Source organism: Shewanella sp. SM87 (assembly GCF_025653705.1).
Lineage (GTDB): Bacteria > Pseudomonadota > Gammaproteobacteria > Enterobacterales > Shewanellaceae > Shewanella > Shewanella oncorhynchi.
On the sequence record NZ_JAKKSC010000003.1, the window covers coordinates 117,418 to 142,107 of the forward strand.

At 45.4% G+C, this 24,690-nt stretch carries 24 protein-coding genes; 13 read left to right on the forward strand and 11 right to left on the reverse strand.

The annotated features are described in order from the left end of the window. The first annotated feature begins 632 nt into the window (after positions 1-632). Entirely contained in the window at positions 633-1,502 is an 870-nt protein-coding gene (locus L5M11_RS03455) for a 4'-phosphopantetheinyl transferase family protein (RefSeq protein WP_317629701.1), read from the forward strand. 88 nt (positions 1,503-1,590) lie between these two features. Beyond that, positions 1,591-2,136 carry a hypothetical protein gene (locus L5M11_RS03460; protein WP_105249737.1) on the forward strand — a complete coding sequence of 182 codons (546 nt, stop codon included), beginning with the start codon at positions 1,591-1,593 and terminating at the stop codon, positions 2,134-2,136. A 173-nt stretch (positions 2,137-2,309) separates the two neighbouring features. On the opposite strand, the gene L5M11_RS03465 is transcribed toward L5M11_RS03460, so the two are convergent. Next, positions 2,310-4,298, reverse strand: coding sequence for an alkyl/aryl-sulfatase (locus tag L5M11_RS03465; protein ID WP_263165799.1), 1,989 nt, complete (start codon positions 4,296-4,298; stop codon positions 2,310-2,312). 123 nt (positions 4,299-4,421) lie between these two features. Here L5M11_RS03465 and L5M11_RS03470 point away from each other — a divergent pair, with 123 nt between their 5' ends. Next, the gene (locus L5M11_RS03470; RefSeq protein WP_263191377.1) at positions 4,422-5,363 is read left to right on the forward strand and encodes a LysR family transcriptional regulator; all 942 of its coding nucleotides are present in this window, start codon (positions 4,422-4,424) and stop codon (positions 5,361-5,363) included. Between the two features lie 82 nt (positions 5,364-5,445). Here L5M11_RS03470 and queF read toward each other — a convergent pair whose 3' ends face one another. After that, positions 5,446-6,303 carry an NADPH-dependent 7-cyano-7-deazaguanine reductase QueF gene (queF, locus tag L5M11_RS03475; protein WP_105249734.1) on the reverse strand — a complete coding sequence of 286 codons (858 nt, stop codon included), beginning with the start codon at positions 6,301-6,303 and terminating at the stop codon, positions 5,446-5,448. Positions 6,304-6,362: 59 nt separating this feature from the next. Here queF and syd point away from each other — a divergent pair, with 59 nt between their 5' ends. After that, positions 6,363-7,013, forward strand: a complete 651-nt coding sequence (gene syd, locus L5M11_RS03480) for a SecY-interacting protein (protein ID WP_263184691.1) — start codon at positions 6,363-6,365, stop codon at positions 7,011-7,013. 95 nt (positions 7,014-7,108) lie between these two features. Here the strand turns inward: syd and L5M11_RS03485 are convergent, their stop codons facing one another. Together L5M11_RS03485 and L5M11_RS03490 are read right to left on the reverse strand one after the other, a co-directional pair. Beyond that, a complete protein-coding gene (locus L5M11_RS03485) occupies positions 7,109-7,882 on the reverse strand; it encodes a Zn-ribbon-containing protein (RefSeq protein WP_263191378.1) in 774 nt (257 codons plus the stop codon). Further along, positions 7,882-8,265: a hypothetical protein gene (locus tag L5M11_RS03490; protein WP_113938966.1), complete on the reverse strand. Its 384-nt coding sequence runs from the start codon at positions 8,263-8,265 to the stop codon at positions 7,882-7,884. The genes L5M11_RS03485 and L5M11_RS03490 overlap by 1 nt, the downstream gene beginning before the upstream one ends. 164 nt (positions 8,266-8,429) lie before the next feature. Here L5M11_RS03490 and L5M11_RS03495 point away from each other — a divergent pair, with 164 nt between their 5' ends. Beyond that, positions 8,430-8,837 carry a DUF3192 domain-containing protein gene (locus L5M11_RS03495; RefSeq protein WP_028760621.1) on the forward strand — a complete coding sequence of 136 codons (408 nt, stop codon included), beginning with the start codon at positions 8,430-8,432 and terminating at the stop codon, positions 8,835-8,837. Positions 8,838-8,848: 11 nt separating this feature from the next. Here L5M11_RS03495 and L5M11_RS03500 read toward each other — a convergent pair whose 3' ends face one another. Beyond that, entirely contained in the window at positions 8,849-9,082 is a 234-nt protein-coding gene (locus tag L5M11_RS03500; protein ID WP_028760620.1) for a DUF2789 domain-containing protein, read from the reverse strand. Positions 9,083-9,232: 150 nt separating this feature from the next. On the opposite strand from L5M11_RS03500, the gene L5M11_RS03505 reads away from it, so the two are divergent. Both L5M11_RS03505 and L5M11_RS03510 read left to right on the forward strand, forming a co-directional pair. Beyond that, positions 9,233-9,871, forward strand: coding sequence for a GNAT family N-acetyltransferase (locus tag L5M11_RS03505; protein WP_131523813.1), 639 nt, complete (start codon positions 9,233-9,235; stop codon positions 9,869-9,871). Next, on the forward strand, positions 9,864-10,169 hold the full coding sequence (locus tag L5M11_RS03510; protein ID WP_263138099.1) for a DUF962 domain-containing protein: 306 nt from the start codon (positions 9,864-9,866) through the stop codon (positions 10,167-10,169). Before L5M11_RS03505 ends, L5M11_RS03510 begins: the two co-directional genes overlap by 8 nt. 1,742 nt (positions 10,170-11,911) lie before the next feature. Here L5M11_RS03510 and L5M11_RS03515 read toward each other — a convergent pair. After that, entirely contained in the window at positions 11,912-12,298 is a 387-nt protein-coding gene (locus L5M11_RS03515; protein ID WP_006080967.1) for a DUF3301 domain-containing protein, read from the reverse strand. Then, complete coding sequence (locus L5M11_RS03520) at positions 12,295-13,308, reverse strand: DUF3549 family protein (RefSeq protein ID WP_263191379.1); 1,014 nt, start codon at positions 13,306-13,308, stop codon at positions 12,295-12,297. Before L5M11_RS03520 ends, L5M11_RS03515 begins: the two co-directional genes overlap by 4 nt. Before the next feature lie 162 nt (positions 13,309-13,470). Between L5M11_RS03520 and L5M11_RS03525 the strand changes: the two genes are divergently transcribed. Beyond that, entirely contained in the window at positions 13,471-13,791 is a 321-nt protein-coding gene (locus tag L5M11_RS03525) for a YqcC family protein (RefSeq protein ID WP_028760615.1), read from the forward strand. Further along, on the forward strand, positions 13,778-14,623 hold the full coding sequence (gene truC, locus L5M11_RS03530) for a tRNA pseudouridine(65) synthase TruC (RefSeq protein WP_263191380.1): 846 nt from the start codon (positions 13,778-13,780) through the stop codon (positions 14,621-14,623). The genes L5M11_RS03525 and truC overlap by 14 nt, the downstream gene beginning before the upstream one ends. 121 nt (positions 14,624-14,744) lie before the next feature. Here the strand turns inward: truC and L5M11_RS03535 are convergent, their stop codons facing one another. Further along, complete coding sequence (locus L5M11_RS03535; protein ID WP_105249725.1) at positions 14,745-14,939, reverse strand: hypothetical protein; 195 nt, start codon at positions 14,937-14,939, stop codon at positions 14,745-14,747. Positions 14,940-15,060: 121 nt separating this feature from the next. Between L5M11_RS03535 and L5M11_RS03540 the strand changes: the two genes are divergently transcribed. From L5M11_RS03540 to L5M11_RS03555, 4 genes are all read left to right on the forward strand, one after another. Beyond that, the gene (locus L5M11_RS03540) at positions 15,061-15,525 is read left to right on the forward strand and encodes a flavodoxin (protein WP_113938961.1); all 465 of its coding nucleotides are present in this window, start codon (positions 15,061-15,063) and stop codon (positions 15,523-15,525) included. Then, a complete protein-coding gene (locus L5M11_RS03545) occupies positions 15,477-16,958 on the forward strand; it encodes a PTS transporter subunit EIIC (protein ID WP_113938960.1) in 1,482 nt (493 codons plus the stop codon). Before L5M11_RS03540 ends, L5M11_RS03545 begins: the two co-directional genes overlap by 49 nt. 165 nt (positions 16,959-17,123) lie before the next feature. Beyond that, positions 17,124-17,990 carry a formyltetrahydrofolate deformylase gene (gene purU, locus L5M11_RS03550; RefSeq protein ID WP_105252965.1) on the forward strand — a complete coding sequence of 289 codons (867 nt, stop codon included), beginning with the start codon at positions 17,124-17,126 and terminating at the stop codon, positions 17,988-17,990. Between the two features lie 172 nt (positions 17,991-18,162). After that, positions 18,163-20,094 (forward strand): HD domain-containing phosphohydrolase, encoded by a 1,932-nt coding sequence (locus L5M11_RS03555; protein ID WP_168823188.1) that lies wholly within the window; start codon positions 18,163-18,165, stop codon positions 20,092-20,094. Positions 20,095-20,228: 134 nt separating this feature from the next. Here L5M11_RS03555 and dapD read toward each other — a convergent pair whose 3' ends face one another. The 3 genes from dapD to map are packed head-to-tail and all read right to left on the reverse strand — an operon-like array spanning position 20,229 to position 24,524. Next, entirely contained in the window at positions 20,229-21,053 is an 825-nt protein-coding gene (gene dapD, locus L5M11_RS03560; protein ID WP_028760609.1) for a 2,3,4,5-tetrahydropyridine-2,6-dicarboxylate N-succinyltransferase, read from the reverse strand. Between the two features lie 21 nt (positions 21,054-21,074). Further along, positions 21,075-23,660: a bifunctional uridylyltransferase/uridylyl-removing protein GlnD gene (gene glnD, locus L5M11_RS03565; protein WP_263184676.1), complete on the reverse strand. Its 2,586-nt coding sequence runs from the start codon at positions 23,658-23,660 to the stop codon at positions 21,075-21,077. A 33-nt stretch (positions 23,661-23,693) separates the two neighbouring features. Next, positions 23,694-24,524: a type I methionyl aminopeptidase gene (map, locus tag L5M11_RS03570; RefSeq protein WP_227257044.1), complete on the reverse strand. Its 831-nt coding sequence runs from the start codon at positions 24,522-24,524 to the stop codon at positions 23,694-23,696. Positions 24,525-24,690: the final 166 nt, after the last annotated feature.

A 24,690-nucleotide genomic window follows, 5' to 3' on the forward strand; every position in this document is an offset into this window, starting at 1 on the left:
CCATTTTGGCTGAGTCAGCTGTGGCACTCTTGAAGAACATAGTGACACTCATCGTAAAACCTGTGCTTATCATCTGTGTCACTTAATGGGGATGCAGATTACCTGAGGTTTCGGGTCGATACAATCATCTGGGACTGGAATTTATTGGCTTTCGTTGAGTAATGGTATTTTCTGTGCGTTATGTTGGGTTTTCGTTGACCGCTTGGGCTTTTTAATACTTTGATAGTGGAAGAATTAAATTTTTAGGGGCGATAAAGACCGCTTTTTTGAGTTAGCGGGGTAAAATAGCCCAATATTGGCTTACTGCCCTTTCGTCATGAATGAGACTGTGCGGCTAAACCTGTTAATTTGGGCGCAAAATCTTGGCGCAATTGCAGCAAAAAATTTGCGCATAGGATGGCGTTCAGAGTCGTTCTAAGAATTGCTCTAATTAGAGTGCAGCTAAGAATTGCTCTTATTAGAGTGTGGCTAAGAATTGAACTCGGGCTTAGTTGAAACTATTTAAGATGCATAATGAACTCAGATAACGATGAACCTAGACAATACCGAGATAAGAATGTTGCTAAGTGCTCTCCAAAAAGCCAGACAATGATAACCATCAGCCGCAAGGCTTTGTCCTGCAAGGCCCTCAAATGACCTACTCCAGAACATCTAGCAAAAACGGCGTGAATGTGGATCTATTTTTTATTCCACTGAGCGATATTTCATTGCCGCAAACATCACTCGCTCAGTCTTGGTTAAGTGATGATGAACTCGCTAAGGTCGCGCGTTATCGCGATCCCAAGGCGCAAATGAAGGGATTACAGGTCAGGGCTGCGTTGCGGGCCGTGTTATCTCGCTATGCGGATTTATCGCCACACGAGTGGTGTTTTGAATATGGCGCTAAGGGTAAGCCGAGTTTAACGGCAAAATTGCAACAGCAAACGGGGCTTGAGTTTAACCTAAGCCATAGCGGCGATTGGTTATTGATTGGTGTGACTCAGTTTCATGGTGTTGAGTCTGGTTTATTTGGGGTCGATATTGAAAGATCGCGGCCGAAGACGGATATCTATCCAATCCTAAATCATTATTTTTCCGCCCAAGAAACTGCGGCTTTGTTGACCCTTGTCGATGAAGCGAGTCAGCGGCAGCGCTTTTTCGATTTATGGGCGTTAAAGGAATCCTATATTAAGGCGACTGGCCTAGGTTTAGCGCAGTCGCTTAAATCCTTCGGCTTTCATCTTAAGCCATTCGAGCAATTGGTGGCCGGATCGGTTGAGCTTAGATACCAAGATGCAGCGTTGATGCCGTTCTGTGGTGTAGCGCCTTTGCTGAGTGTCTATCCTAATATTCCGCTGCAAACCATTGATGCAAGTTCATTGTATTGGCAAACCTATTTTGGGCGTTTGACCGAGGAATACCGTTTTGCCGTGAGTTTAGGGCATGCTGGTAACACCGAGATTTCCATAATGCTAACGGCGCAACTGAGCAACATAGAAGCCTTACTTGCCGATTATGGTTAACTGGTCTTATTCATCTTCGGTTAAACATTGCTGGGTATAGTCACACCCATAATATTTTGAATTTGAATGAAATAAATGAGGTTTAACAATGAAACGGATTAAGTGCCTAATACCTGCCACTATGATGGTGTTGCTATCTGGTTGTGGTTATTTTGGTGGCGATGAAAAGCAGCAATTGGAGCAGGCTTGGTTAGCCCAAGATCCACAGTTGCAGCAAGTGGTTGAGCAAATTCGTGCCAATGGCTTAGATGTTGTGGCTCAAAGCGCGGCAGCAGGCACAGTTTCGGCCTGTGTGGCTGAAAAACTCAGCCAAGATCCGCTGGGTAAGTTAGTCAATGTTGAAGGCTCGCTGGTGGAGTCTGCTAAAGTGGCAGAGCTGCTGGGGGACTTACAGAAAGTAATGGAGCAAGACATCAGTTTTGATCAGGTCGCGAGCTTGCTACAAAAGGGCGCCGATGCGGCGGCCTATGCTAAAAGTCTTATCGAGCAACAAGGTTTAGATCAAGCCTTACAAAGCCTTAAGCAAATGGTGACCGCGAGTGAGCAATTTGCCCAGCAAGACTTAGGCGCGCATTTTCAGCAGTTATTGCTTGAGTGCAAAACTTCAGTCCCAACGCCAGAGTCAGCGAATTAATTCTCTTACTTTAATCTGGCCTTTAAGGAGTGCGCGAGAGAGGACATGTCGTGAAAATGGCTATCCGTACTTCACTCTTTTGCTTACAGAACTCGACTCGCCAAGTGTCAGAATGGTTAGTGCTAGTGTAATTTTTCCATAAAACGCCCTGAAGATTCAGGGCGTTGATTTGGTTATTTCGCGCTTGGTAGTGGGACGATTTCAAAGCTTTCATCGAACTTTACTAAGGTCGACGCTATCTTACCGAAGGCATCTTTATCACCCTCTAACTTGGCAGTACCCTTAGCCAGTAACTCTTTAAGTGTGACTTTTCCGAGTAAAATCCCCGTAATATAGCGTTTATCAATATAAAGATTGGCATCGGCCTCCATCGGTTTATCAACCTTAATATTGCTTAAATTACCGTTACTTAGTTCAACATAGAGCGTTTCTTGGGTGTCGGGGTTAATCACATTAAGCCTGATTAGCCCAAGTTCAGCTGCTTTGAGGCTATCGACTTTTACGGCGAGGAAGTCAAATAGGGTCGATATGTCCATTTCTCCTAAAATATCTGCAGAGGCCGATTTAGGCGCGCCGGGTTGAATGCCTACGCGTAACTCTTGGGCGCCAGTGAGGTAAATGTTGCGCCAGCCAGCACCTTCGGCTTGATAACCCAGTTGCTCATAGGTATCGGCAAGTAATTGTCTTGCCTCTTTGTTATTAGGTTCTGCCATCACGACTTTATTGAGTGCGGTGGCCACAAAACGGTACTCGCCTTGGGCATAGTCGGCTTTGGCGTGTTTCACTACGGCTTTGGCACCGCCCATATACTCCACAAATTTCGTCGCTTCATCTTTTGTCGGTAGTGGGTTTAAGTTGGCGGGATTCATATCGAAATAGCCAAGGTACATGTTGTACACGGCTTTGGCATTATGGCTGTAGGTGCCATGGTAACCATTGGTGTACCAAGTATCGCGCACAGCCTTAGGGATAGTGGTTTGAATCGCATCGCCAATATCTTGAATACCCACGCCATTATTGGCTAAACGCAGGGTTTGATTATGCACTAGGCCATAGTTATCCCTTTGCATTCTTAAGTATTGGTTTATATCAGTATTGCCAAATACGGGGGCTGAGTGGGCAGTGAATATAACCTGTGCATCATTACCAAAATGAGTCAGTAATTCGTTGATATCCTTAGACCATTTTATCGCATCTCGAACTTTTGCCCCGCGTAAGGTATAAATGTTGTGCATGCCGTGGTAGGTGAGCTCAGCGGTCCACAATGCTTTCATTGAGGGAATATAGGTGGCCATTTCCGAGGCGGCTTCTGTGCCTGATGCATCCATAAACACCATGTCGATGCCATCAATGGTGAGTGTTTCCCACTTATCTTTGGCATTTAAGGTGACATCGGGTTTAACGTAGGTCACTTCGCCTTTGGATAATCCCTTAGCAAGTGCGGCATCGACAATGCCTTGATCGTTTCGCTCTAATGTTGCGCCGTATTGATAGGCGGCGCGGCGGCTCATGGCATTACCGGCAAGCACATTTTCGTCGACAATTTCTTTGGTGATGTTATTGGAACCATAGACTTTGACGTTTGGGAACATATCTTTGATGGCGCGGGAGCCGCCAAAATGATCTCCATGACTGTGGGAATAAATCATCGCGACTACGGGTAAGTTATTGCCCTCGGGCAAGTGTTTTAGCGCAAACTCGAGGGATAATTTTGCTGCTTCTTTGGTCAGCAGCACGTCATAAAGGATCCAACCCGTTTTACCGCGGATAAGGGTTAAGTTCGATAAGTCTGTGCCACGCACTTGATAAATGCCATCTGTGACCTTGTATAAGCCGTTAGACACCATATTCAATTGAGCTTGGCGATAAAGTGAAGGGTTTACTGTGTCTGGAGTTTTGTCGCCAATAAAGCTGAAATCGGCACGTAAAATGGCTGCTGTTGGTTCATCGAGTTCAGCAATAAGATTTTTAGAAAACTCTTCAAAGGCTTTTTTGTCAGCAAAATTAAGGCTTGCTGCTGAGGTTTTATTTACCGCAATGGTTTGCTCGGTGGCAGGCTTTCCCTGATAGTGCAGGCTGATATGTTCATGCTCGTGTTCAGCGGCCACGGCGCTTAAAGAGAAGCTTGCGATAATACTCATTGTCATCAAAGATTTTTGCATTATTTTACCTACCGAAAAGTGGGATAGTGTCGTTGATGGTTTGAGTATAGCCAGCTTGTGTATTTAGATAACTCGAGTTAGCTTGGGTTGTAATATTCATATAGTGAATGAGTGCACTCCCTTATGCCGACACGAAAGCCATTAGATTTAAATTTATTACGCGTGTTTATGGTGGTTTACCGTACTCGTTCATTCACCCAAGCGGCACAGGAGTTAGATTTAACTCAGTCTTCCGTGAGTAATGCGATAAGCCGGTTTAGGGCTTGGGTCGGGGAGTCGCTGTTTAATCGGGTTGGACGGGGAATTGAGCCTACATCGGTGGCAAGGGAGATGTACCGTAAATTTGAGCAGCCCATGGCGGATATTGAAACCGTATTACTGGGGTTTGAGCATTTTGATCCCAACACGAGCCAGCGGCGCTTTTATGTATATGCTAATGAGTCGGTTATCGAAGCGCTGCAATCAGGCGTGCAGGCTTTGTTACAGACTGCTGATATTGAAGTGATTTTCCGCGAGTCGCCGCCGCAGGAGGATGAGCTATATCGCGATATTTTGCTTGAGCGGGTAGCCGTTGCCATAGACATTAAGCCCGCGCAGCAAAGTTTGCTCTCGAGCAAATTGCTCTTTACCGAAAATTTAGTTTGTATCGCCAGTCGGCAGCATCCTCGTATTCAAGGTGCTATCACCCATGGGCAGTATTTTGAGGAGAAACACGTCTTTTTAAATATGCGGCGTTTTAATTTGACTGCAGGGGATTTGTTTACCGAAGGCGTGTTACCAAGGCGCAAAATGTACAGTGAGCAATCATCTTTATTGAGTATGTTTGCAACTGTTGGCAAAAGTGAGGCGATAGGCATAGCGCCTTTGCGGTACGCCAGTCAGTACGCTGAGATGTTCGGCTTACAGATTTTATCTATGCCCCTGAAAACTCGGCCAATTGATTTGTATATGGTGTGGAGCAGTAAATATACCCAAAACCCGAGCCATCAATGGTTACGGCGTTTATTGCTCAATGCGAGTGCAAACACTGTGAATAAAAAAGCTCTGAATCTAGCGAGCAGCTAGGGCTAGCGATTCAGAGCTTTGTTGCAGTTTTTAAACCTTATTTTCTATCTCAGATTGTTAATCTAATAGCCTAAGAAGGTCATTACTGTCTTGCGAGTCTGTGGCTTTCACCAGGTTGCTCGAAGTCACTGCGATAAGGGTTGATATCTAAACCACCGCGACGCGTGTAGCGGGCGTAAACTGTCAATTTAGTGCAATGGCAAAAACGTTTTAAATCGACGAAAATTCGCTCGACACATTGCTCGTGGAATTCGTTATGTTGGCGGAAAGAAATCAAATAGCGCAGCAGTTTCTCGCGATCGATTTTAGGGCCTTGATAACGGATCATCACGCTGCCCCAATCGGGTTGCGAAGTGATCAAACAGTTGGATTTCAGCAGGTTTGAATTAAGCGTTTCCGCGACCGTTTGCTTATCGTCTGTACTGTTAACTAAGTAATCAGGATTAAAACTATAATCGCTGACTTCAATATCGAGATCGTCAATACAAGTGCCTGGTAACTCAATAATACGCTGAATACCAAAGCTTTTTGGCTCGATAATCTTAACGCTAACATCACCTTGAGCACACTGACTTAAGTCTTGCACTAAGGTTTTTTGCAGTGAATCTAGGCTATCAAACTTGGTTTGATTAAAGCTATTGAGATACAGTTTGAACGATTTCGACTCAATCAGATTCAGGCTTTCATAGCTTAAATGAAATTCAGCTATGGCCACCATAGGCTTACCTTTGGCATTTAACCAAGACAGCTCATAACCCGTCCAGATATCGGCACCATGAAACGGTAACGTCCCAGTGAGTGCAATAGCATTACGGTTTAGTGAGCGTGGAACCCCTTGCAGCAGCGACGCATCATACTCGGCTTGGTAGTCGGTGGCTTTACCTAAAGTCAGGCCAACAAGCGCTTGCGCATCACTATAGGGATCGTGATTCTGTGTCATCAATACTGTTTCCATGTCAAAATAGGCGCACATTATACCTGAAATTGGATTGTGCTTAAGTGTCTTGTCTGCCCGCACTCGATAAATTTTTGCAAAACTATCATCAAGCTTACTTAACGAGTTTAGGTGAACTACCGCGTTATTACCCACAGGGTGAGCCTTCTGTGTGTATTCAGGGCGAATTTCAACCGGATCTTGAACAGGCTGTTTCTTGGCAGCCAGTGAAACGCAAAGTTGAAGGCTGTTTCGCCAATGTAGAGCATGCACTGGAGTTAACTTTATGGCCAGAGATCAATGATTTTTACGGTCATTATTTCTCCGCCCCAGTATTATTTGACTCTAAGTGGGGCACAGGGGAGTTACTGCAAGTCTGGAATGATGACGATTTTAACTGCCTGCAACAAAACTTGATTGGTCATCTGATGATGAAGAAAAAACTGAAGCAGTCACCGACTTGGTTTATCGGTCTGTTAGATGAGGGAGATAAAATGCTCACCATCAATAACAGTGATGGTAGCGTATGGATTGAAATCCCTGGTGAAGTGCAATCTGAGCAATTGTCCTCGAGTTTGACTGCGTTTATTGAAGCATTATCGCCACGGATAGCACCACCCGTTAAACATGAAGAACTACCTATGCCCGCATTAGAACATCCTGGTATTTTCGCCAGTTTTAAACGTATGTGGCAAAACCTTTTCGGTAAACGTTAACTTCTGTGAGCGACATTTTTATTATTAACCTAGGTATTAACTCAACCTAAGCGTGGCTTATTTTAGGTTGAGTTTTGCAAGGGGATAAACAGATGTTATTGATGATCCCAAGACAGATTCGACACTATGCGGCAAGGCTCGCAGCGAAAATGGAACATATCCAATAAAGGTTCATCGAGTTTCCAATCATGACTGCCACAACATGGGCAAGGTCGTGTTTTTTCTGAGGCCAAATCTTGGCCGCCAACGCGATATAAGTAGTAATAGGTCGGGATCTGAGTGAGATATTCGATACGACCGCGCAAATCCCAACCTCTGCGAAATAAATCACTGTCAGGACTCGATAATTCCTCTAGCGCGGCAAATTCTGCCTTAGTGGCCGCCGCCATTTGCAGCTCGTCGCAGGCTTGCCATTCGCTCTGCCAACGGATAATACGTTTATGATCGCCATTAAAGGTTGCGGGTATACGGTACAGGGGAATGGGCAATAAATTGTCGCCGCTGCGTAGGGGCGAGCACATATGCACAAAACTGGTGTATAGCAGTTGCCAGCTGGGTGTTTCGGTATTACTTACTTCAGAATTGATATCCTGACCAATAAACTTTTCCCGCGGCGCGAGTAGTTTAGCGTCGGTTAATTCTACTAAGGCTTTTTTGACCCAAGGGCTGTGATATTTGTGCGCTAAACTGCTTTTCTCTGGCATCAATAAACGCACTCTAAACTCACCGTCATTAAAGGCGACCGCAAATTCTCGTCCTAAGATTTGGCCATTAGCTCGATAGGCTTCAAGGAGCTGATTAATGGCCTTCTCGGCGGCAGATATCGTGGTGTCGGCGAAGCATTCGAAGCGCAGTTCAGTGACAAACATTAAGCTGTTTTTCCTTGGATTTCTAATAAGTTGATGCGTTGTTTAAGTTCAAGCAGTTCGTTTTTTAATTGCATTATTTCTGTTTTTTGCTGCTCAGCATGACGTTCAAAATACGCCTGTTGCATCTGCATGCGCTCGGCGAGCACAGCAAGGGTTAAGGTATCGTTAGTTGCGGGAACGTCAGTTGTAGGGCTGATAGTTTGCAACTCAGCTAAACGCTCGCGATCTGCCTTAGGCATAGATTTAAATTGCTGTAAGCCTTGGATCAATATAGGTAAAGGTAGGCTACTACCTAAACGGGTTTTAATTAAGGCAAGGCTCGGTACTTTACCGCAGGCTTCGAGCGAACGTGCGGCCGCTAATACTTGGTCAAGGGGACTCATAATTAGCAAAATTCCTTAATTTGTTGAATTGTTTAAACCAATTTTAAAATAATAATTAATTTTTTCATTTAAAAACAGTGTGTTGTCTTGTGGCATTTATTTTGCTTATTGTCCAGCCGAAATACCATTTTTTAAGCTTCAATAATAATTACACAGGATGTCATATGATGAACCATAAATTGAATAACAAACTTATCGCCATCACTTTTTTAGGGCTCGCAAGCTTAGGTCTTAGCGGCTGCGTGGTCAATGTCGGTGATGGAGAATCGGGCTGGGATAGCAGCGAATCTTGGGAGAAAGTGCAGGATAAAAATCGCACTAACTTAACCAAACTGAGCTTAGGTATGCCTAAAGACCAAGTGATGATCTTAATGGGCACCGCTGATTTTAGTGAAGCCTATATTCAACAAAGTGCTCAACAAGGTGAAGCCAATAAAGAAGTCTTAGTGTTGTTTTATCGTACCCAGCGTAATAATGGCGATGGAAAAACCACTAAGGATGAATGCACGCCTATCGTGCTGAGCAACAATGCCTTAGTGGGTTGGGGCGAAACGGCTTACGGTAAAATCTGAACCAACGAGTCTTATCGTTTACGTAGCTGAGTGTCTAATTGCTCAATGGGCTCAGTCCAGAGGGCATCGGCTTCTAAACCTTCAATGATAAAGCTCTTTTGGGCAGGGGTCCAAAAGGGCGCTTGGCTTAAATGGATGTGATGGTCGATATCATGGGTTGCAATAAACTGCGCTATGGCCTCGTCGCTACTGTCTAAACCGAGTTGCTCAAACAAGTGGCTTAAGTCTACCGGAGTTGTATCCATCATTATTTCCTTTTCAGTATAGTGCCTTCGTTTAGAGTAAGCGCCTGATTGAAAAATGCAATCTATGATTAAAATTTGCACTTTTTAGTTTCCTTGGTAGATTAACAGTTACGCATAAAAAAGTGTGAGCTAAGTCAAGGAATGCTAACGATGGACAATGAAATTCTGGAGGACTGCCGCGCAGTCTATTTGACCGCGGAAGACTTACGCATTGCCGCTTCTATTCTCTATAACGCTTACCATGATGATCCTTTTTTTGTCGATTCACTCTTTACCTCAGACAAAGCCGCTTATGAGCAAAAATTGCGCGCCGCAATCAGGGAAGAACTCAATACGTTATGGCAACAAAAACAAGCCCTCATAGGTTTATTCGACCATGAAAGACTCTTTGGGTTAGCCTGTGTAGTTACTCAAGAAGTGCCTTTAGGGGAAGGGCGTTATTGGCATTGGCGCTTAAAGATGTTGTTAGGTACAGGTTGGCAATCGACTCAAGCACTAATGAACAAAGAGTCCAGTATTATTGAACTTTTACCCAGTAAGCACTGCGGTATTTTGCAGTTTATTGCTCTTGCACCAAATGAACAGCACAAAGGACTTGGACATAAGTTAGTGCAAGCTGTGGTGAGTTGGTGTGATGAGCAGCCTGATTTGGATGGCATTGGTGTGTTTATCGCTCAGGAGAACCACTTGCAACTGTTTACTCAGCATGACTTTGTATCCATAGGCGAGCTGAGTATCGGCAGTATCCATGGCCAGCTTTTATTCTATTCGGTTCAACAAGATGACTAACTCTTATAAACGTTTCGCCGATTTTTATCCTTTCTATTTATCCCAACACCAGCACCCGACTTGTCGGCAATTACACTTTGTTGGCAGTTGTTTAGTTCTGCTGCTGATTGGCATTGCCTTGGTTTCACAAGCCTGGTGGCTATGCTGGTTTATTCCTATTGTTGGTTATGGTTTTGCATGGGTGGGACACTTCGTATTTGAGAAGAATCGACCCGCGACATTTCAGTATCCTTTTTACAGTTTGATGGCAGATTGGGTGATGTTTGCTCAGATGATCCGCCGCTTTTTTAAACATTAAAAAAATTGCCCGAGTGAGATGCCCATGCCAGTGTGAGAGATCGCTTACAAACGTTGTAGGACATAATGTTTTCTTTTTGATTGTTTTTTGTCCTGCAATGTTTAATTTTAAATAGAATCATTGGGTTGTATTTGTTTTTCTTTGGTTGGTCCGTAATTAATCTTGTAGTCCGTTCTTTGAGCCGAACAAAAACGTTAGGGTTAACGTAGAATTCACTCATGGCCAAAGCAAATGGATAGCAAGGAAAGCAAAACAGGCCAAAGGGACGCAAGAAGCAACGAATTAAGATTTCAAGGTTGAAATCGCTGACGGTAGGAAAACTGTCATTCGCCTCGGATAGGCTAAGGAAAAGCAGGATTGCTGGAAAAGCAGGATTGCTTTTCAAGGATGATTAGGGACAGTGAGTTGTATCGTCAGGATGATGAATTTCAGGAAGAATACAGGACACGCTTAAGGATTAAGCATGAACTCGAAACAGGATGTGTCGAGATAAGGATAAAGTATAAGGGTGAACAGCTTGTACTAATCTATGGAAAATAAATTTTGCAGGATGCAATAGGAATAAGTCATAGGAAGTGACAGGCTCTGTAAAAAGGATTTACAGGTCAAGGGACTGAGTGTTATCTCACGTAAGTTTGATACACAGGGACGAAAAGGGATTACAGGGACGACGCAGGACGCAAGCAGACGCATGGATGGTGCAGGGAGCACAAATCGAGCAGGACGGCTTACAAAGGATAAATGGGGCGCACTTTAGTTGCGCCCTTTTCTTTGGTTCATTTTCAGCATTAATCTGGCTTTGCCAAGCTATAACGCTATTCACACAGACTTTATCTTAACGCTGCTTAAAGACATCTTGCCGTAAAACATGTTTACCAGTCTTACTTCTCTTATTGCCAATGATTTACTCTCTGTGTTCTGGTCATTCGCCGAATGCTTGTCGAATTTTGAGCGATAGCGGTTTATGCATAAGTCCTTCAGGGGAGAACATCTAGCACTTGCTTACTTTTGATTTGAATTGCCATCCTCCGTGTAAGAGGTCTCTCACAAGTATGTAAGTAATTTGTAATTCTAAAGGGTGGTTATGTCTCTGGGTTAGTTATTATTTTAATTTATATCAGTAGGTTAACCTGTTTGTTATCAGTTGGGCTCACCATTTTTGTTAACATTTTAAATAATCCACAATGAGTACTTTCGTTGGTTGGCGTAGAATTCATCTTGTAGAAGGAATTGCGGGCAACAGGATGTTGGCGATCAGGATGATCGAACAGTGACTAAGGAATGTGACTTAAGGAAAGATAGGGATATAGGCCTTTCAGGATGAAAGAGAGCCAATACCAAGGAAGGGAGACTATCAAGGATTGATAGACTCATTGCATAGGATGGCAATGGCACAGGGAGTGCAATTGAAATTGAATGGATGCAATACCCGTTTCATGGATGATGATGGAACCGCTCAGGAAAGAGCAAGCTTGGGACTGGATGACCAAGAGATAGGGAAGTACATGAGTACAAGGACCTCAAGGATTGAGCAGGGATGAAGCAGGACGCAGATTGACGCATGGATGGTGCAGGGAGCACAAAAATAGCGGGATAGCTTAACAGAGAATAGGAGGGCGTGGCTTTAGGGCCGCGCCCTTTCTTTTATAACTTTTACAGTGAGTTATTTTGCAGCACCAGAGAATAACTGATTATTCTCAATTCTGGCGAACAGCTTATTTGGGCATCATAGTCGATAATACTTAATGACACTTGCCTGAGCTACAGCCGCTTTGCGTACCACAACCGCCAAATTTCCCCTGCGCTGTCGGCGCCTCTTGCCATTCGGGCTCCGGGAAGATAGGCCATTCGATTTTTTGAATTTTCTTGCCTTGCATCCAAATATGGCCACTGTACTGGTTAATGCCGTCGGTGCTGAATTCAAATAAATATTTCGCCTTCCAGCAGATCCCCGTCGTGCCGCCAATGCTAGGGCGGGCAGTTTCCATGGCAATGGCTAACAGTTGAACTTTTTGTCGCCAACATTCTTTTTCGGCAAAAATACGGCTCAACTCTGCCATTTGGCGTAGTTGCCAAAAGAATGCGGCAATCACGACGAGGCCAATAATTAACAGTAAATCTGACATCATTTGCTAGCTGCCTTAAACAAACCACCTATGGCTTGTGATAGTTGAACACTTCGATTGGGATTTCTTAATTCGCCTAGTAGTTGATTGCGCAAACTAGGAATTGCCACAATATCAGCAAAGACCTGATTAAAAAAGGCTTGGGGCTGCAGTGCCAGAGCTTCTAAGTAAAGACTGCGACTTGAATCTTGTTTTAATACCGACCAGTTACGTCCGGCAATGCTGATGAGGGCATTGGTATCTAAAGAGGATTGGCCGTGTAGATGCGCAAACGCTTTTTGGCTGTGTTTGGCGCTAGAAGCCAAAGCGCGAAGGAAATAGGCTTGGTGCTCTGGCGCTGCGTCTTGAAGTTTCGCGAGAATCTTATCGGCGAGTGTGTCGCTAAGCAGTAAGTGTTCAAGACATTGACATAGGGCGATTTGCACTTCGATGGCGGCTGTATCAAAACTCGATACCAAGTGCTGCTCATGATCAAATTCTTTTGTGCGTACACACACATCGGCTATGCCTTGCATTCCAATATGTTGCCACTGTGATGGGGCTACTTGGCCTGACAGATATTGCACGGCAAACTCGTATTGTGATGAAGCGCGTTGGCCAAGTTGTTTACGAACAAGTGCGTTAAATACGGCCAGTTTTTCCTGGCTTGGCTTGAAGTTAAACGGATTATTTGCGAGTCGTTCTTGCTGCTCATCACTGAGCGGCTGAGTGGGATCTTGCCCTAGTGCCGCTAATATCATTTCGATAAATTGTGAGCGAGGCGCGGGCGACAGTAATCCTTGCTCATCTAACGCCAGTTTTAGAAACCAAATAAAGTGTTGCTGACTCGCATCCCAAAAGACGATAGCAAACTGCGCATGTCCTTGAATAGGGTAAGGATAAGGGGTAGCGAGAGATTCTATTTGGTGAAACGCGAGCATATCAATATGTTGCACCCTACGGCCAAGATCATACACTTGGAACTGGGTTTTGGCTGTGGTTAAAAACTGGCTTAAAGTTGTAATTTCAGTCATTTGGCTGCCATATCAATCAAAGAGGCTCAATAAATTGGCGCCATTATAGGGGGAAGTGCGTCTGGATGGTATGATTGCGGCACTTTAATCGACCTATTCGGCCTGTGGATTGTGGTAAGTTCCTCAATCATAATGGCTAACATGAGAATGGATCTGAAAGCTATGTTATACAGTCAAACCCAAGCTAAATTGGCTCAGATTACCCACGCGCTGCAAGCGGCCGAGTTGTGGTCTGAGCAAGCGCCTTCTGCCGCTGCAATGGCAAGCACAGCACCTTTTGCCTGTGATCTTATGCCCCTTGAGCAGTGGCTGCAGTTTATTTTGCTGCCTAGAATGCAGACTTTAATCGAAACGGGGGCGCCATTGCCGACGCAAATTGCGATTGCCCCTATGGCTGAACATGTTTGGCTGGATATGCCCCCGCGCCAAACTTTAATTAGCCTATTGAATGAATTGGATATGTTGTTAAATGAATCAAGATGATATCTGGCTTGAAACGCCTGAAAATGCAGTGAATGTATCCCAAGAGGATGATTCAGAAGAGCAGGCGCCTGAGATTGAAATTCTTTATGAAGATGAGCATTTAGTGGCAATTCATAAACCCGCAGGCTTATTGGTCCACCGCAGTTATTTAGCGCGTCGGGAGCGATTTTTTGCCATGCAGCTGACCCGTGACTTAGTGGGCTGTCATGTGTTTCCTGTACATCGTCTCGACAGGCCGACATCCGGCGTGCTCTTGTTTGCCAAGAGTAGTGAAGTGGCCAATGCTCTGTGTGAGCAATTTGCCTCCCATACGATTGAAAAACAATATTTGGCTTTAGTGCGCGGCAATATGCATGAGAGCGGTATTTTAGACTATGCGCTTAAGGTTGAGTTGGATGAATTAGGCGATAAGAATGCCGATCCCAACAAAGCCGCGCAGGAAGCTGTGACGGCTTATGAGCCATTACTCAATACTGAAATTCCGTATCCTTCGGGTCGATATTCCACTAGCCGTTTCGCACTGGTACGCTTGAGCCCTAAAACGGGGCGTAAGCATCAGCTCAGAAGACATATGGCGCATTTACGCCACCCCATCGTCGGTGATACCACTCATGGCGATGGTAAGCAAAATGCATTTTTTCGTGAGCATTTCGGTATTAATCGCCTGTGGCTTATCGCAAAAAAACTTACCTTTACACACCCGATAACTCAAACTCGGCTCAGCATAGAAACCGAGCTCGAGTCCGAGTGGGAAACCGTGTTTGCCGAGCTAGGTTGGGACGAGGCGACCTTGAGTCAACAAGCTGAGTTATTCATCGCCCAAGAGGCGTGAATAGTAAGCGGCCAATGCTTGATATGGTGATATCAACTTAGCCGCGTGAATAAAATTAAGAGCATTCACTTTGCTTTGTTATTGAAACTAAAGTCATCGAATTTAAAACGAGGTGGATTGCTTAATCGAGTAGTTGTGGCGTTTGTGCTGTTTGTGGCCGCAGCTCTTGCATCATGACAGCTAAGGTTGAGAATCCAGACGTGAGTGCAAGTGGCGATATGAGATTTTGCTGGGCGGAGTGGAAGTAGTTTTTACGTCGAATATGGGTTGTTTTGTGGTGCTGCTTGAGGTGTTTTTGGCGGGTGGACTGTCGCATTAGATATTTTCTCACGCTCAATGGCTTGATTTATAAAAAATTTGCGCCTTAGCTTGCTCATACGCTGAACAATAAAGTAAGGTCAGCCTAATAAGGTTTGCAACGCGATGTGGAGTGTATCATGAAAAAGGTGAATCTGGTGTTTGGCACTGTATATGGTAGTGCACAATTTGCCGCTGAAACCCTAGAGAAAGAAATGCAAGTTTTAGGTTATGATGTCACATTGTGGCAACCTAATGAGGTTGCAAGCTTTATTCCTCCTCAGGATGAATTGTTAGTGGTGGTGACTTCGACGACCGGACAAGGGGACTTACCCGATGATATTCAGTCTTGGTACCATAATCTTAAACATCTAGCACCCTATTTACCTGAGCTTAGATACAGTGTGATAGCTCTAGGTGATTCAAGTTATGAGACTTTCTGCGGTGCAGGTAAGTCTGTAGATGCACTCTTGAGTGAACTTGGCGCTAAGCCGCTGGTGGAATTACTCGAAATTGATGCCTGTGAAACCATGGAACCTGAGGTTGAAGCGATAAAATGGCTAGAACGCTGGAATCAAGTCGTCAAAACCGAGCTCGTCGCTTAGGTAGTTTCGTCAATCTACAGTGGTTTAAATTTGCCCAGCGCTTAAGCCAAGCGCTGCTTATTCCTATTGCCATTTTACCCGCAGCTGGGGTTATGCTCGGCTTAACCGTTAGTCCAATTCCTTTTATGCCCGAAGAGCTGACAGTGCTGATGCTGGCGGTAGGCAAACTCATTTTCGCCATTATGCCGATGTTATTTGCCGTGGCTGTCGCTATTGGTTTTTGTCGCGATCAAGGCATTGCCGCCTTTTCGGCAGTGTTTGGTTATGGGGTGATGACAGCGACGTTAGCCGCACTGGCCGATTTGTATCGACTTCCAACCCAACCTTTATTAGGAATGGATACCTTAGATACTGGGATTGCAGGTGGCATGATGCTCGGTGGTATCACTTGCCTCGCAGTCCGTTGGAGTCAATATATTCGCTTGCCTGCGATTTTCTCTTTCTTCGAGGGACGTCGCAGTGCATCTTTACTTATTATTCCCCTAGCGATGAGCCTAGGTTATGTACTCGCCCATGTGTGGCCACCCTTAGCTTTATTGATTGAGCGCGTATCCGACTGGGCAGTTTATCAAAAACCGGCCATCGCCTTTGGTGTTTATGGCGCATTAGAGCGGTTACTTATACCCCTTGGTCTACACCATATTTGGAATGCGCCTTTTTACCTAGAGGTGGGCCAATATCAGTTATTGGGGCATGAAGTCGTTCGTGGTGAGGTGGCGCGCTATTTAGCGGGCGATCCGCAGGCGGGAAACCTTGCCGGTGGTTATCTGATTAAAATGTGGGGATTACCGGCGGCTGCACTGGCAATGTGGCGCTGTGCAGATCCCTCAGAGCGGAATCGCGTGGCGGGTATTATGCTCTCGGCGGGGGCGGCCAGTTGGTTAACTGGGGTGACAGAACCTATCGAATTTGCTTTTATGTTTGTGGCGCCGATTCTATTTATTATTCACGCCTTACTCACTGGGCTCGCTTATTTTGTCTGTATTATGCTGGATATTCACCACAGCATAGTATTCTCCCAAGGGCTGGTGGACTTTACGCTGCTATTTCCATTGTCCCGTAATGCCAGCTGGTTTATTTTCCTTGGGCCTTTAACCGCCATAATATATTACCTGTTGTTTAGACTGAGTATTTTAGCCTTTAATTTGAAAACTCCCGGTAGGCTTGAGCATAACGACAGTAAAGGACCTAAAGAAAGTTTACGGGCGATTATTGCGGCGCTCGGCGGGCGTGAAAATATCGTTGAACTTAATGCTTGTTTGACACGGTTACGCTTGAGCGTACACAAGCCCGAGTTAGTCAATAAGGTGCGTTTGAGTCAGTTGGGCGCTAAGGGCGTGATCGTTATGGGCAAAGGTGTGCAGGTGGTTTACGGCACTAAGGCCGAAACCCTGCGTAAAGTATTGCAGCGTTACTTAGATACTCGGCGCTAGGATTGTGTTTTTACAAAATTAACTGCTTAATTTTTACATTTTATTGATTCAAGCCTCTGAAATATCATTTTTATTTTCGCATTATAGGGTTTTCATACTGTTCAGCATGATTTGCTATGGCAAACTCGATGTAGGGACAATATAGGAGAGCCAACTTTGCAACAAATGACTGAAACACGCGGTAATACTTCGCCATCCATAGAACGTAAAATCTTACTGACGGATTGCGCTGATGCCCAAGGCCTCATCGCCAAAATCACCAGTGTTTGTTTTACCCATAAATTGAATATCATTAAAAACAGTGAGTTTGTGGATAATGCCCAAGGGCGTTTCTTTATGCGAACTGAGTTAGAGGGCATTTTTAACAGCGAACAGTTATTGCAGGATCTGCGTGACGTACTGCCTACGCAAAATCATATGACGTTAGTTAGCGCGGGTAAAAAACGCATTGTGGTGTTAGTTACAAAGGAAGCGCACTGTTTAGGCGATTTGTTAATGAAAGCCTATTATGGTGGTTTAAGTGTCGAGATTGCCGCTGTGGTGGGCAACCATGATGCACTACGTGAATTGGCAGAGAAGTTTAACATTCCCTTTCATCTGGTGAGCCACGAAGGCTTAGACCGAATTCAACACGAGCAAGCACTGTTGGCCGCGGTATCGCAATATGAGCCAGATTATCTGGTGTTGGCTAAGTACATGCGGGTGCTAACTCCAGATTTTGTGGCGCAATATCCTAATCGCATCATCAACATCCATCATTCTTTTTTACCTGCTTTTATCGGCGCAGCACCCTATCGCCAAGCCTGGGAGCGCGGGGTGAAAATTATCGGTGCGACGGCGCATTTTGTGAATAATTGCCTCGATGAAGGGCCGATCATCAAGCAAGACGTGATTCCCGTCGACCACAGTTATAGCGCCTTAGAAATGGCACGTGCTGGGCGCGATGTTGAAAAGAGTGTATTGAGTAAAGCGCTGCAATTAGTGCTCAACGAACAAGTGGTCGTGTACGGCAATAAAACGATCGTTTTCTAAGATGTAGGTGAGTCGTGGCAATGGCATGACATTCAGCGGCGTTTATTTTAACCCGTGTCTGTCATGAAATCAGCTATCATTATGTTTATTGGAGATTTTATAGTGCTCACATTGGGGTGAACATAGCGGTATAGTGTATTACCCATGCTCGAATTACAGGTCGGAGTGCTGGATGTCAACTCGTCAAAGCCTTATCGTTGGAATGAAAGACTTGCCCGATAGTTTGAATTTATCTTGGGCACAGCTAGATGAGCAGTTTTGTGTGCTACGGATGAGCCAAGCCTTTTATAGCCGTTGCAAACGCTCTGCGGCGCAAATCATTAATCAACCGATTAGCCAATTGTTTAGTGCTTTTAATGCTGAACTATGCGCCGATATCGTGAGGCGACGCGGCCAAGAAATAGGTTTTCAATTACAAGATCATCGCGGCATACGTGTGCATCTCGCGCTGCATTCTTTGCCTGAAATGGGATGGTACTTGATTCTATCCGACATCAATTTTGAAGATCCGCAGATGAAGGAGTTGCACTCGGATTATCGTCGAGCGATTCAAGCCAGCGATGCTTGGCTGCAACACATTGAAGATGTGATTAAATCCTCCCAAGAAGAAGTATTTAAAGTCGCAGTTTCTAAGGCGATGTCGCTCACTGGCAGTCGATATGGCTTTATTCTGTTGCATAACGAAAAGTTAAAAACACTCACACTCGCCGCGCGTTCTGAGTATCCCCACGCAGAGGCTAATCAAGCCGATTTTGTTGAAGATAATACCCAAGTGTCAGAACTTGAAAGCCGCGTATGGCTCGAATGTGTGCGAGATTATAAGCCGATCATCCAAAATCAAACCGACTCCCAAAGGCGCTTAGGGGATTTGCCCTTAGATAAACTGCTACTTGGAGGGCGTTACTTGGCGGTGCCGATTTTATTTCGCAGTCGCTTAGTGGGCATGCTGTGCGTGGTCGACCGTAACGAACCTTATAGTCGTAATGATGCGAGATCATTACTGACTTTTGCCAGCATTTTATGGCACAGCATTGAACTACCACGCACATTGCGCGCGGTATCCCGCCAGTCCAAAATCATTAAAGCGCAAAAAGAACAATTATCTCAATCGTTAACCCAGCTTATTAGTGCTATTTCTGAGGCATTAGAACTGAAAGATGCCTATACCGCAGGGCATCAAAAGTCGGTGGCGCAATTAAGTTATTTGATTGGTGAGAAATTAGGTTTAGACCCGCTGCGTTTAGAAGGGCTGAAGATTGGTGCCTTAGTCCATGATATCGGCAAGTTAGCGATTCCATCGCAGATCTTGACAAAACCGTCAAAACTTTCAAAAGAAGAATACGCATTAATACAGACTCATCCACTCCATGGTGCTGAAATTATTGAGGATGTGGAGTTTCCTTGGCCCATTAAAGAGATGATTTTACAGCATCATGAGCGACTCGATGGCTCAGGTTATCCCGCGGGCTTAAAGGATAAGGCGATTTTATATGAGGCGAAAATTATTGCCGTCGCCGATGTTGCCGATTCGATATTGTCCCATAGGCCTTATCGCCCATCGTTAGGGCTGGAGAAAATGACTGAAGTATTGCGTGCGGGTAAAGGGACACTTTTTGACCCTGAGATAGTCGAAACCTGTTTAGCGATTTTGATTAATCGAGAGTTGAGTATTAGCGATCATATCGGCGCTGCGCCGCTTGAACCTTTAGTCACGATTTCACTCGACCATGAGTTAGTTGATATTAAGCGTTTACTTACGACTGCCCATGCTAAGGTGGCCGTGGTATTGGATGAGCAACATAAGATACTTGGGGTGATCACGAGTCGCTTACTGGAACATTGGTTTAGCCCATTACTTGGCACTGCGGCTGAGCGTGAACTGGATAGGGCATCACTGCATAAAAAAGCCCATCAGATCATGGAGCATTCAGTGCCTATTATCAGTGAGGTGGCCACATCGGAAGATGCATTACTGCAGTTGAATTTACTAGACTCAGAATATCTTGTGGTGGTGAACAAAGCGCAGCAGCCATTGGGGATTATCGGCTGGCGGGCCATTGCCATGACGAGAAATGCATTCCGTGAAGTAGAGCGCTTGATTTAAGTGTCTTATTAAACACTTTATTTTTAAGCCTGATAATGATAGCGCAACCGTAGGCTAAATTTTACCGATAATAAAAAAGATGCCCTTAGGCATCTTTTTATGGAACTCATGTTATCGAACAAATGCAGTGACTGTTAATCAACAATACGCAGTAATTCGTTGATACCCACTTTACTGCGGGTTTTTGCATCGACTTTCTTAACGATAATAGCGGCATAGAGACTGTATTTGCCACAGGCTGATGGCAGGTTGCCAGAAACAACAACAGAGCCTGCTGGTACACGACCGTAATGCACTTCGCCAGTTTCGCGATCGTAAATTCGAGTGCTTTGGCCGATATACACGCCCATGGAAATCACTGAGCCTTCTTCAACCACAACGCCTTCAACAATCTCAGAACGTGCACCGATAAAGCAGTTATCTTCGATGATGGTCGGGCCCGCTTGTAATGGCTCAAGTACGCCACCAATACCTACGCCGCCAGATAAATGCACATTTTTACCGATTTGTGCACATGAGCCAACGGTCGCCCAAGTATCAACCATAGTGCCTTCATCAACATAAGCACCTAAGTTCACATAAGATGGCATCAACACGGTATTTTTACCTATGAATGAGCCTTTACGCACTGTAGCCGAAGGCACTACACGAATGGCTTCCGCTTTAAAGCGGGCTTCATCATATTCGGCAAATTTTAACGGCACTTTGTCGAAGTATTTGGTTTCGGCGCCATCGATAACCACGTTATCGAAAATACGGAAGGACAGTAATACCGCCTTTTTCAGCCATTGGTGCACATGCCATTGTCCGTCGATTTTCTCGGCGACACGTACTTCACCTTTATCGAGCATATTGATGACATTTTGCACATCGCTGCGCACACCTGCGTCAACTGTGCTTGGTGTGATGTCGGCGCGTGCTTCAAAAGCCGCCTCAATACGTTGGCGTAAAGCCTCCATTTACTTCTCCCACTGGTCTCGTTAATTAACTGATTCGATATTCTTTGCACTCAGGGCACTGATTAAAGCGTCCCTGAGGGTATTCTCTTGGGTTTCGTTAAGTTGCAAGCCGTCATTGGTCTGCAGCATAAAAAAGTCTTCGGCTCGCTCACCAATGGTGGTGATTTTGGCCGCGAGTAATGTTGTGTTGCAACGGTAAAAGATATCCCCAACTTTTGCCAGTAATCCTGGCGAATCTAAGGCGATAAGCTCCATCATACTTGTACCATGACGACTGCTTTCGAGGAAACTCACTTGTGTCGGCACATTAAAAGGTTTCATCTTGCGCGATAGTTTTCTAAAGCGCGGCAGTTTTGGACTGTCGCTCGACAGGGCTTTCTCAAGCGCTTTACGGATACTTTGGATGCGTGAAAGCTGGCTAACGGGCTCACCATCTTGCTCTAAGATCACAAAGGTATCGAGGGCATAATTGTCTTTTGAGGTCATGATGTTGGCATCATGGACGTTGATATTTTTATTGTCGAGTACCGCCATCACAGTTGCGAACAATTTAGGTCTGTCTTGGCAATAGACAAATAGCTCAGTACCACCACGGGTGGTGTGTTTGGACACTAAGACTAAAGGCTCATCCTGTTGTTTGTGCTTTAAAATCGCTTCGGCGTGCCACGCGACTTGATTGGGCTGGTGGCGTAAAAAGTAATCTGCCTTAAAACGTTGCCACAGGGCATCGAGATCTTTCTCTTTCAATCCGCGGCGCAGCAGTTCTTTTTTCGCCTTGGCTTGGTATTCACGCACTCTGGCACGAATATCGACGGGTTTTTCTTTACCGCGGGCGAGCACTCTTTGGGTCGAAAAGTACAAATCGCGCAGCAGTGAGCCTTTCCAGTTGTTCCAGGTTTTTTCGTTGGTGGCGCAGATATCGGCGACGGTTAAGCAGTACAGATAGCTTAAATGCACGGCATCGCGGACTTTATTGGCAAAGTCGGCCACCACATCGGGATCGGAAATATCACGGCGCTGGGCGGTGACAGACATCACCAGATGATTTTCAACCAGCCAAGCGACTAGACGGCCATCGTGATCGTTTAACCCGTGCAGCTTACAAAAGGCGAGGGCATCGCTTGAGCCTAGTTTACTGTGATCGCCACCGCGGCCTTTGGCGATATCGTGGAAGATAGCGCCTAATACCAGTAAGCCCTTTTTCGGCAGTTGGTTGATCAGAATCGAGCCTAAGGGAAATTCTTCCTTTTGTTCGGCTTGGGAAAAACGCTCGATATTGAGCAGTAATCTGTGGGTGTGTTCATCGACCGTATAGGCGTGGAACAGGTCGAACTGCATCTGGCCTTCAATATTTCGCCATGCGGGTAAATAGGCCGATAACACACCGTGTTTATGCATTAAAGACAAAGCAACAATGCCGCGAGGGTGGCGCAGAATTTCCATAAAGGCTTGGCGACAAAGCGGGTTTTCTTGTAAGGCTTGAGATTGTGCGCGTCTTGCTCGGCGCAGCGAACGCAGCGTTGGTGCGTAGATGCCTTTGATGTTGGAGTTTTTAGCGACCAACAAAAACAGCCGGACAATTTCTTCGCCGCTATCGAACTGATCATCGCTTAGCGCTTCAATAAAGGTGCCGCGGCGCTGGTAGTGTTTATCTATCGATTGAATTTCTAAAGCTTTTGTGTGGCCCAGTGTTGCCCGTTTAAACAGCTGCAGCAACATTTCGTTTAGCTCCATTACTCGACGTACCGTGCGATAGTAACGTTTCATCATTTGCTCAACTGCAAGCTGGGTGGCGTCTTCATACCCCATAAGCTCGGCAACTTGGCGTTGTACATCAAAGAGTAAGCGATTTTCATCGCGACCGACCACCATGTGCAGGGCAAAGCGTAGCTTCCACAAAAAGTGCTGACATTCGAGCAGTTCTTCTAGTTCACCAGGCTCTAAAAAGTCGTATTGGACTAATTCTTCTAGGCGAGCGGCGCCAAAGTGACGCATGGCCACCCAAGCAATGGTTTGAATATCCCTAAGGCCACCGGGACAACTCTTGATATTGGGTTCTAAATCGAAGGCACTGGCTCTGGCATGGCGAGCATTTTGTTCGTCACGCTTAGCGATAAAGAAGTCGCTTGAGGTCCAAAAGTCACTCTGACGAATGGCATCGTAAAGTTGGTCGAATAAAAACTCGGGCCCTTCGAGCAGTCGTGCCTCTAACAGGTTAGTGGCTATGGTGATGTCTTCACGGCCGAGAGTAATAGTGTCGTTTAACGTACGGACACTGTGGCCGATTTCGAGATTAGCATCCCACAGAAAGGCAATAAACTGACTGAGTGCCGCTTCGGCGGCGGGTGACAATATATCATTAAACAGGAACAGCAAGTCGACATCTGAGTGGGGATGCAGCTCCCCACGGCCATAGCCGCCTACGGCAATCAGGGAAATATCAAATTCCCTTAGACCGTGCTGTTCCCAAGCTTGCTTTACAAGGGCATCGACAAATTGACAGCGCTGCGTGACTAGCTCTTCAATCGGGGTTTTAGCCTTGAAACTGGCTAAAAGAGTCTGATTCTGTTCGATTAATGATTGTTTAGCGAGCAGAGCTATATTCATCGAGTCCCTTGTTTTTATTTTTGTTAGTTTGGCCTATCGCTCGTGATTGATGATGCGTGGGAAATCTTCATCCTCACGCAGGGTCAGTACTTCAACCCCTTTTTCAGTCACAAGTAGGGTATGTTCCCACTGGGCAGAATTCTTACCATCGGAGGTGGTAACCGTCCACTTATCATCGCGATCGAGTATGGTCGTGTGGCGACCGGCATTGATCATAGGTTCAATAGTGAAACACATGCCTGGGCGTAATACTGTGTTATCGCCGTTGCGGTAATGCATGACCTGAGGTTCCTCATGGAAACCCGAGCCAATACCGTGGCCACAATAATCTTGCACGATGGAATATTTCTCAAGGCCTGTTTTGCTTGCTTTGATGAATTTTTCGATAGTATTGCCAATTTCACCCAGTTTTAGGCCCGGACGCACCTTACGAATGGCCAAATACAGGCTTTCTTGTGCGATGCGGCACAGACGTTTGTCCTTCGCGCTCACTTCACCAATCAAAAACATCTGTGAGGTATCGCCGTGATAGCCGTCTTTAATCACTGTGATGTCGATATTGAGGATATCGCCTTCTTTCAATGGTGGGTTGTCGTTTGGAATACCGTGGCAAATCACATGGTTTACAGAAGTACAAATGGACTTAGGAAAACCATGATAGTTAAGCGGCGCCGAAATCGCACCTTGCTCTTCTGTATATTTGGCGCAGAGGTCATTGAGTTCATTGGTGGTCACGCCCGGCTTAACATGCGGAGCGATCATTTCTAATACTTGTGCGGCAAGTTTGCCCGCAGCACGCATTTTTTCAATTTCTTCAGCTGTCTTGATGACTATACTCATTGCGTTTTCTCTTGTGTCTTTAATGTCTGTTGGCCACGCAACCTAATGCAAAAATTTGTGCTTTAGGGCTATTTATGGTATAAAGCGCGCCGTTATGTTTAAGTCTTGATGAATTGTCCTAGCCAGCTTTTGCTCTGCTTAGATACTTGCAAGACTAAAGATGGCGGCCATTATACATGGCTATTTGTCT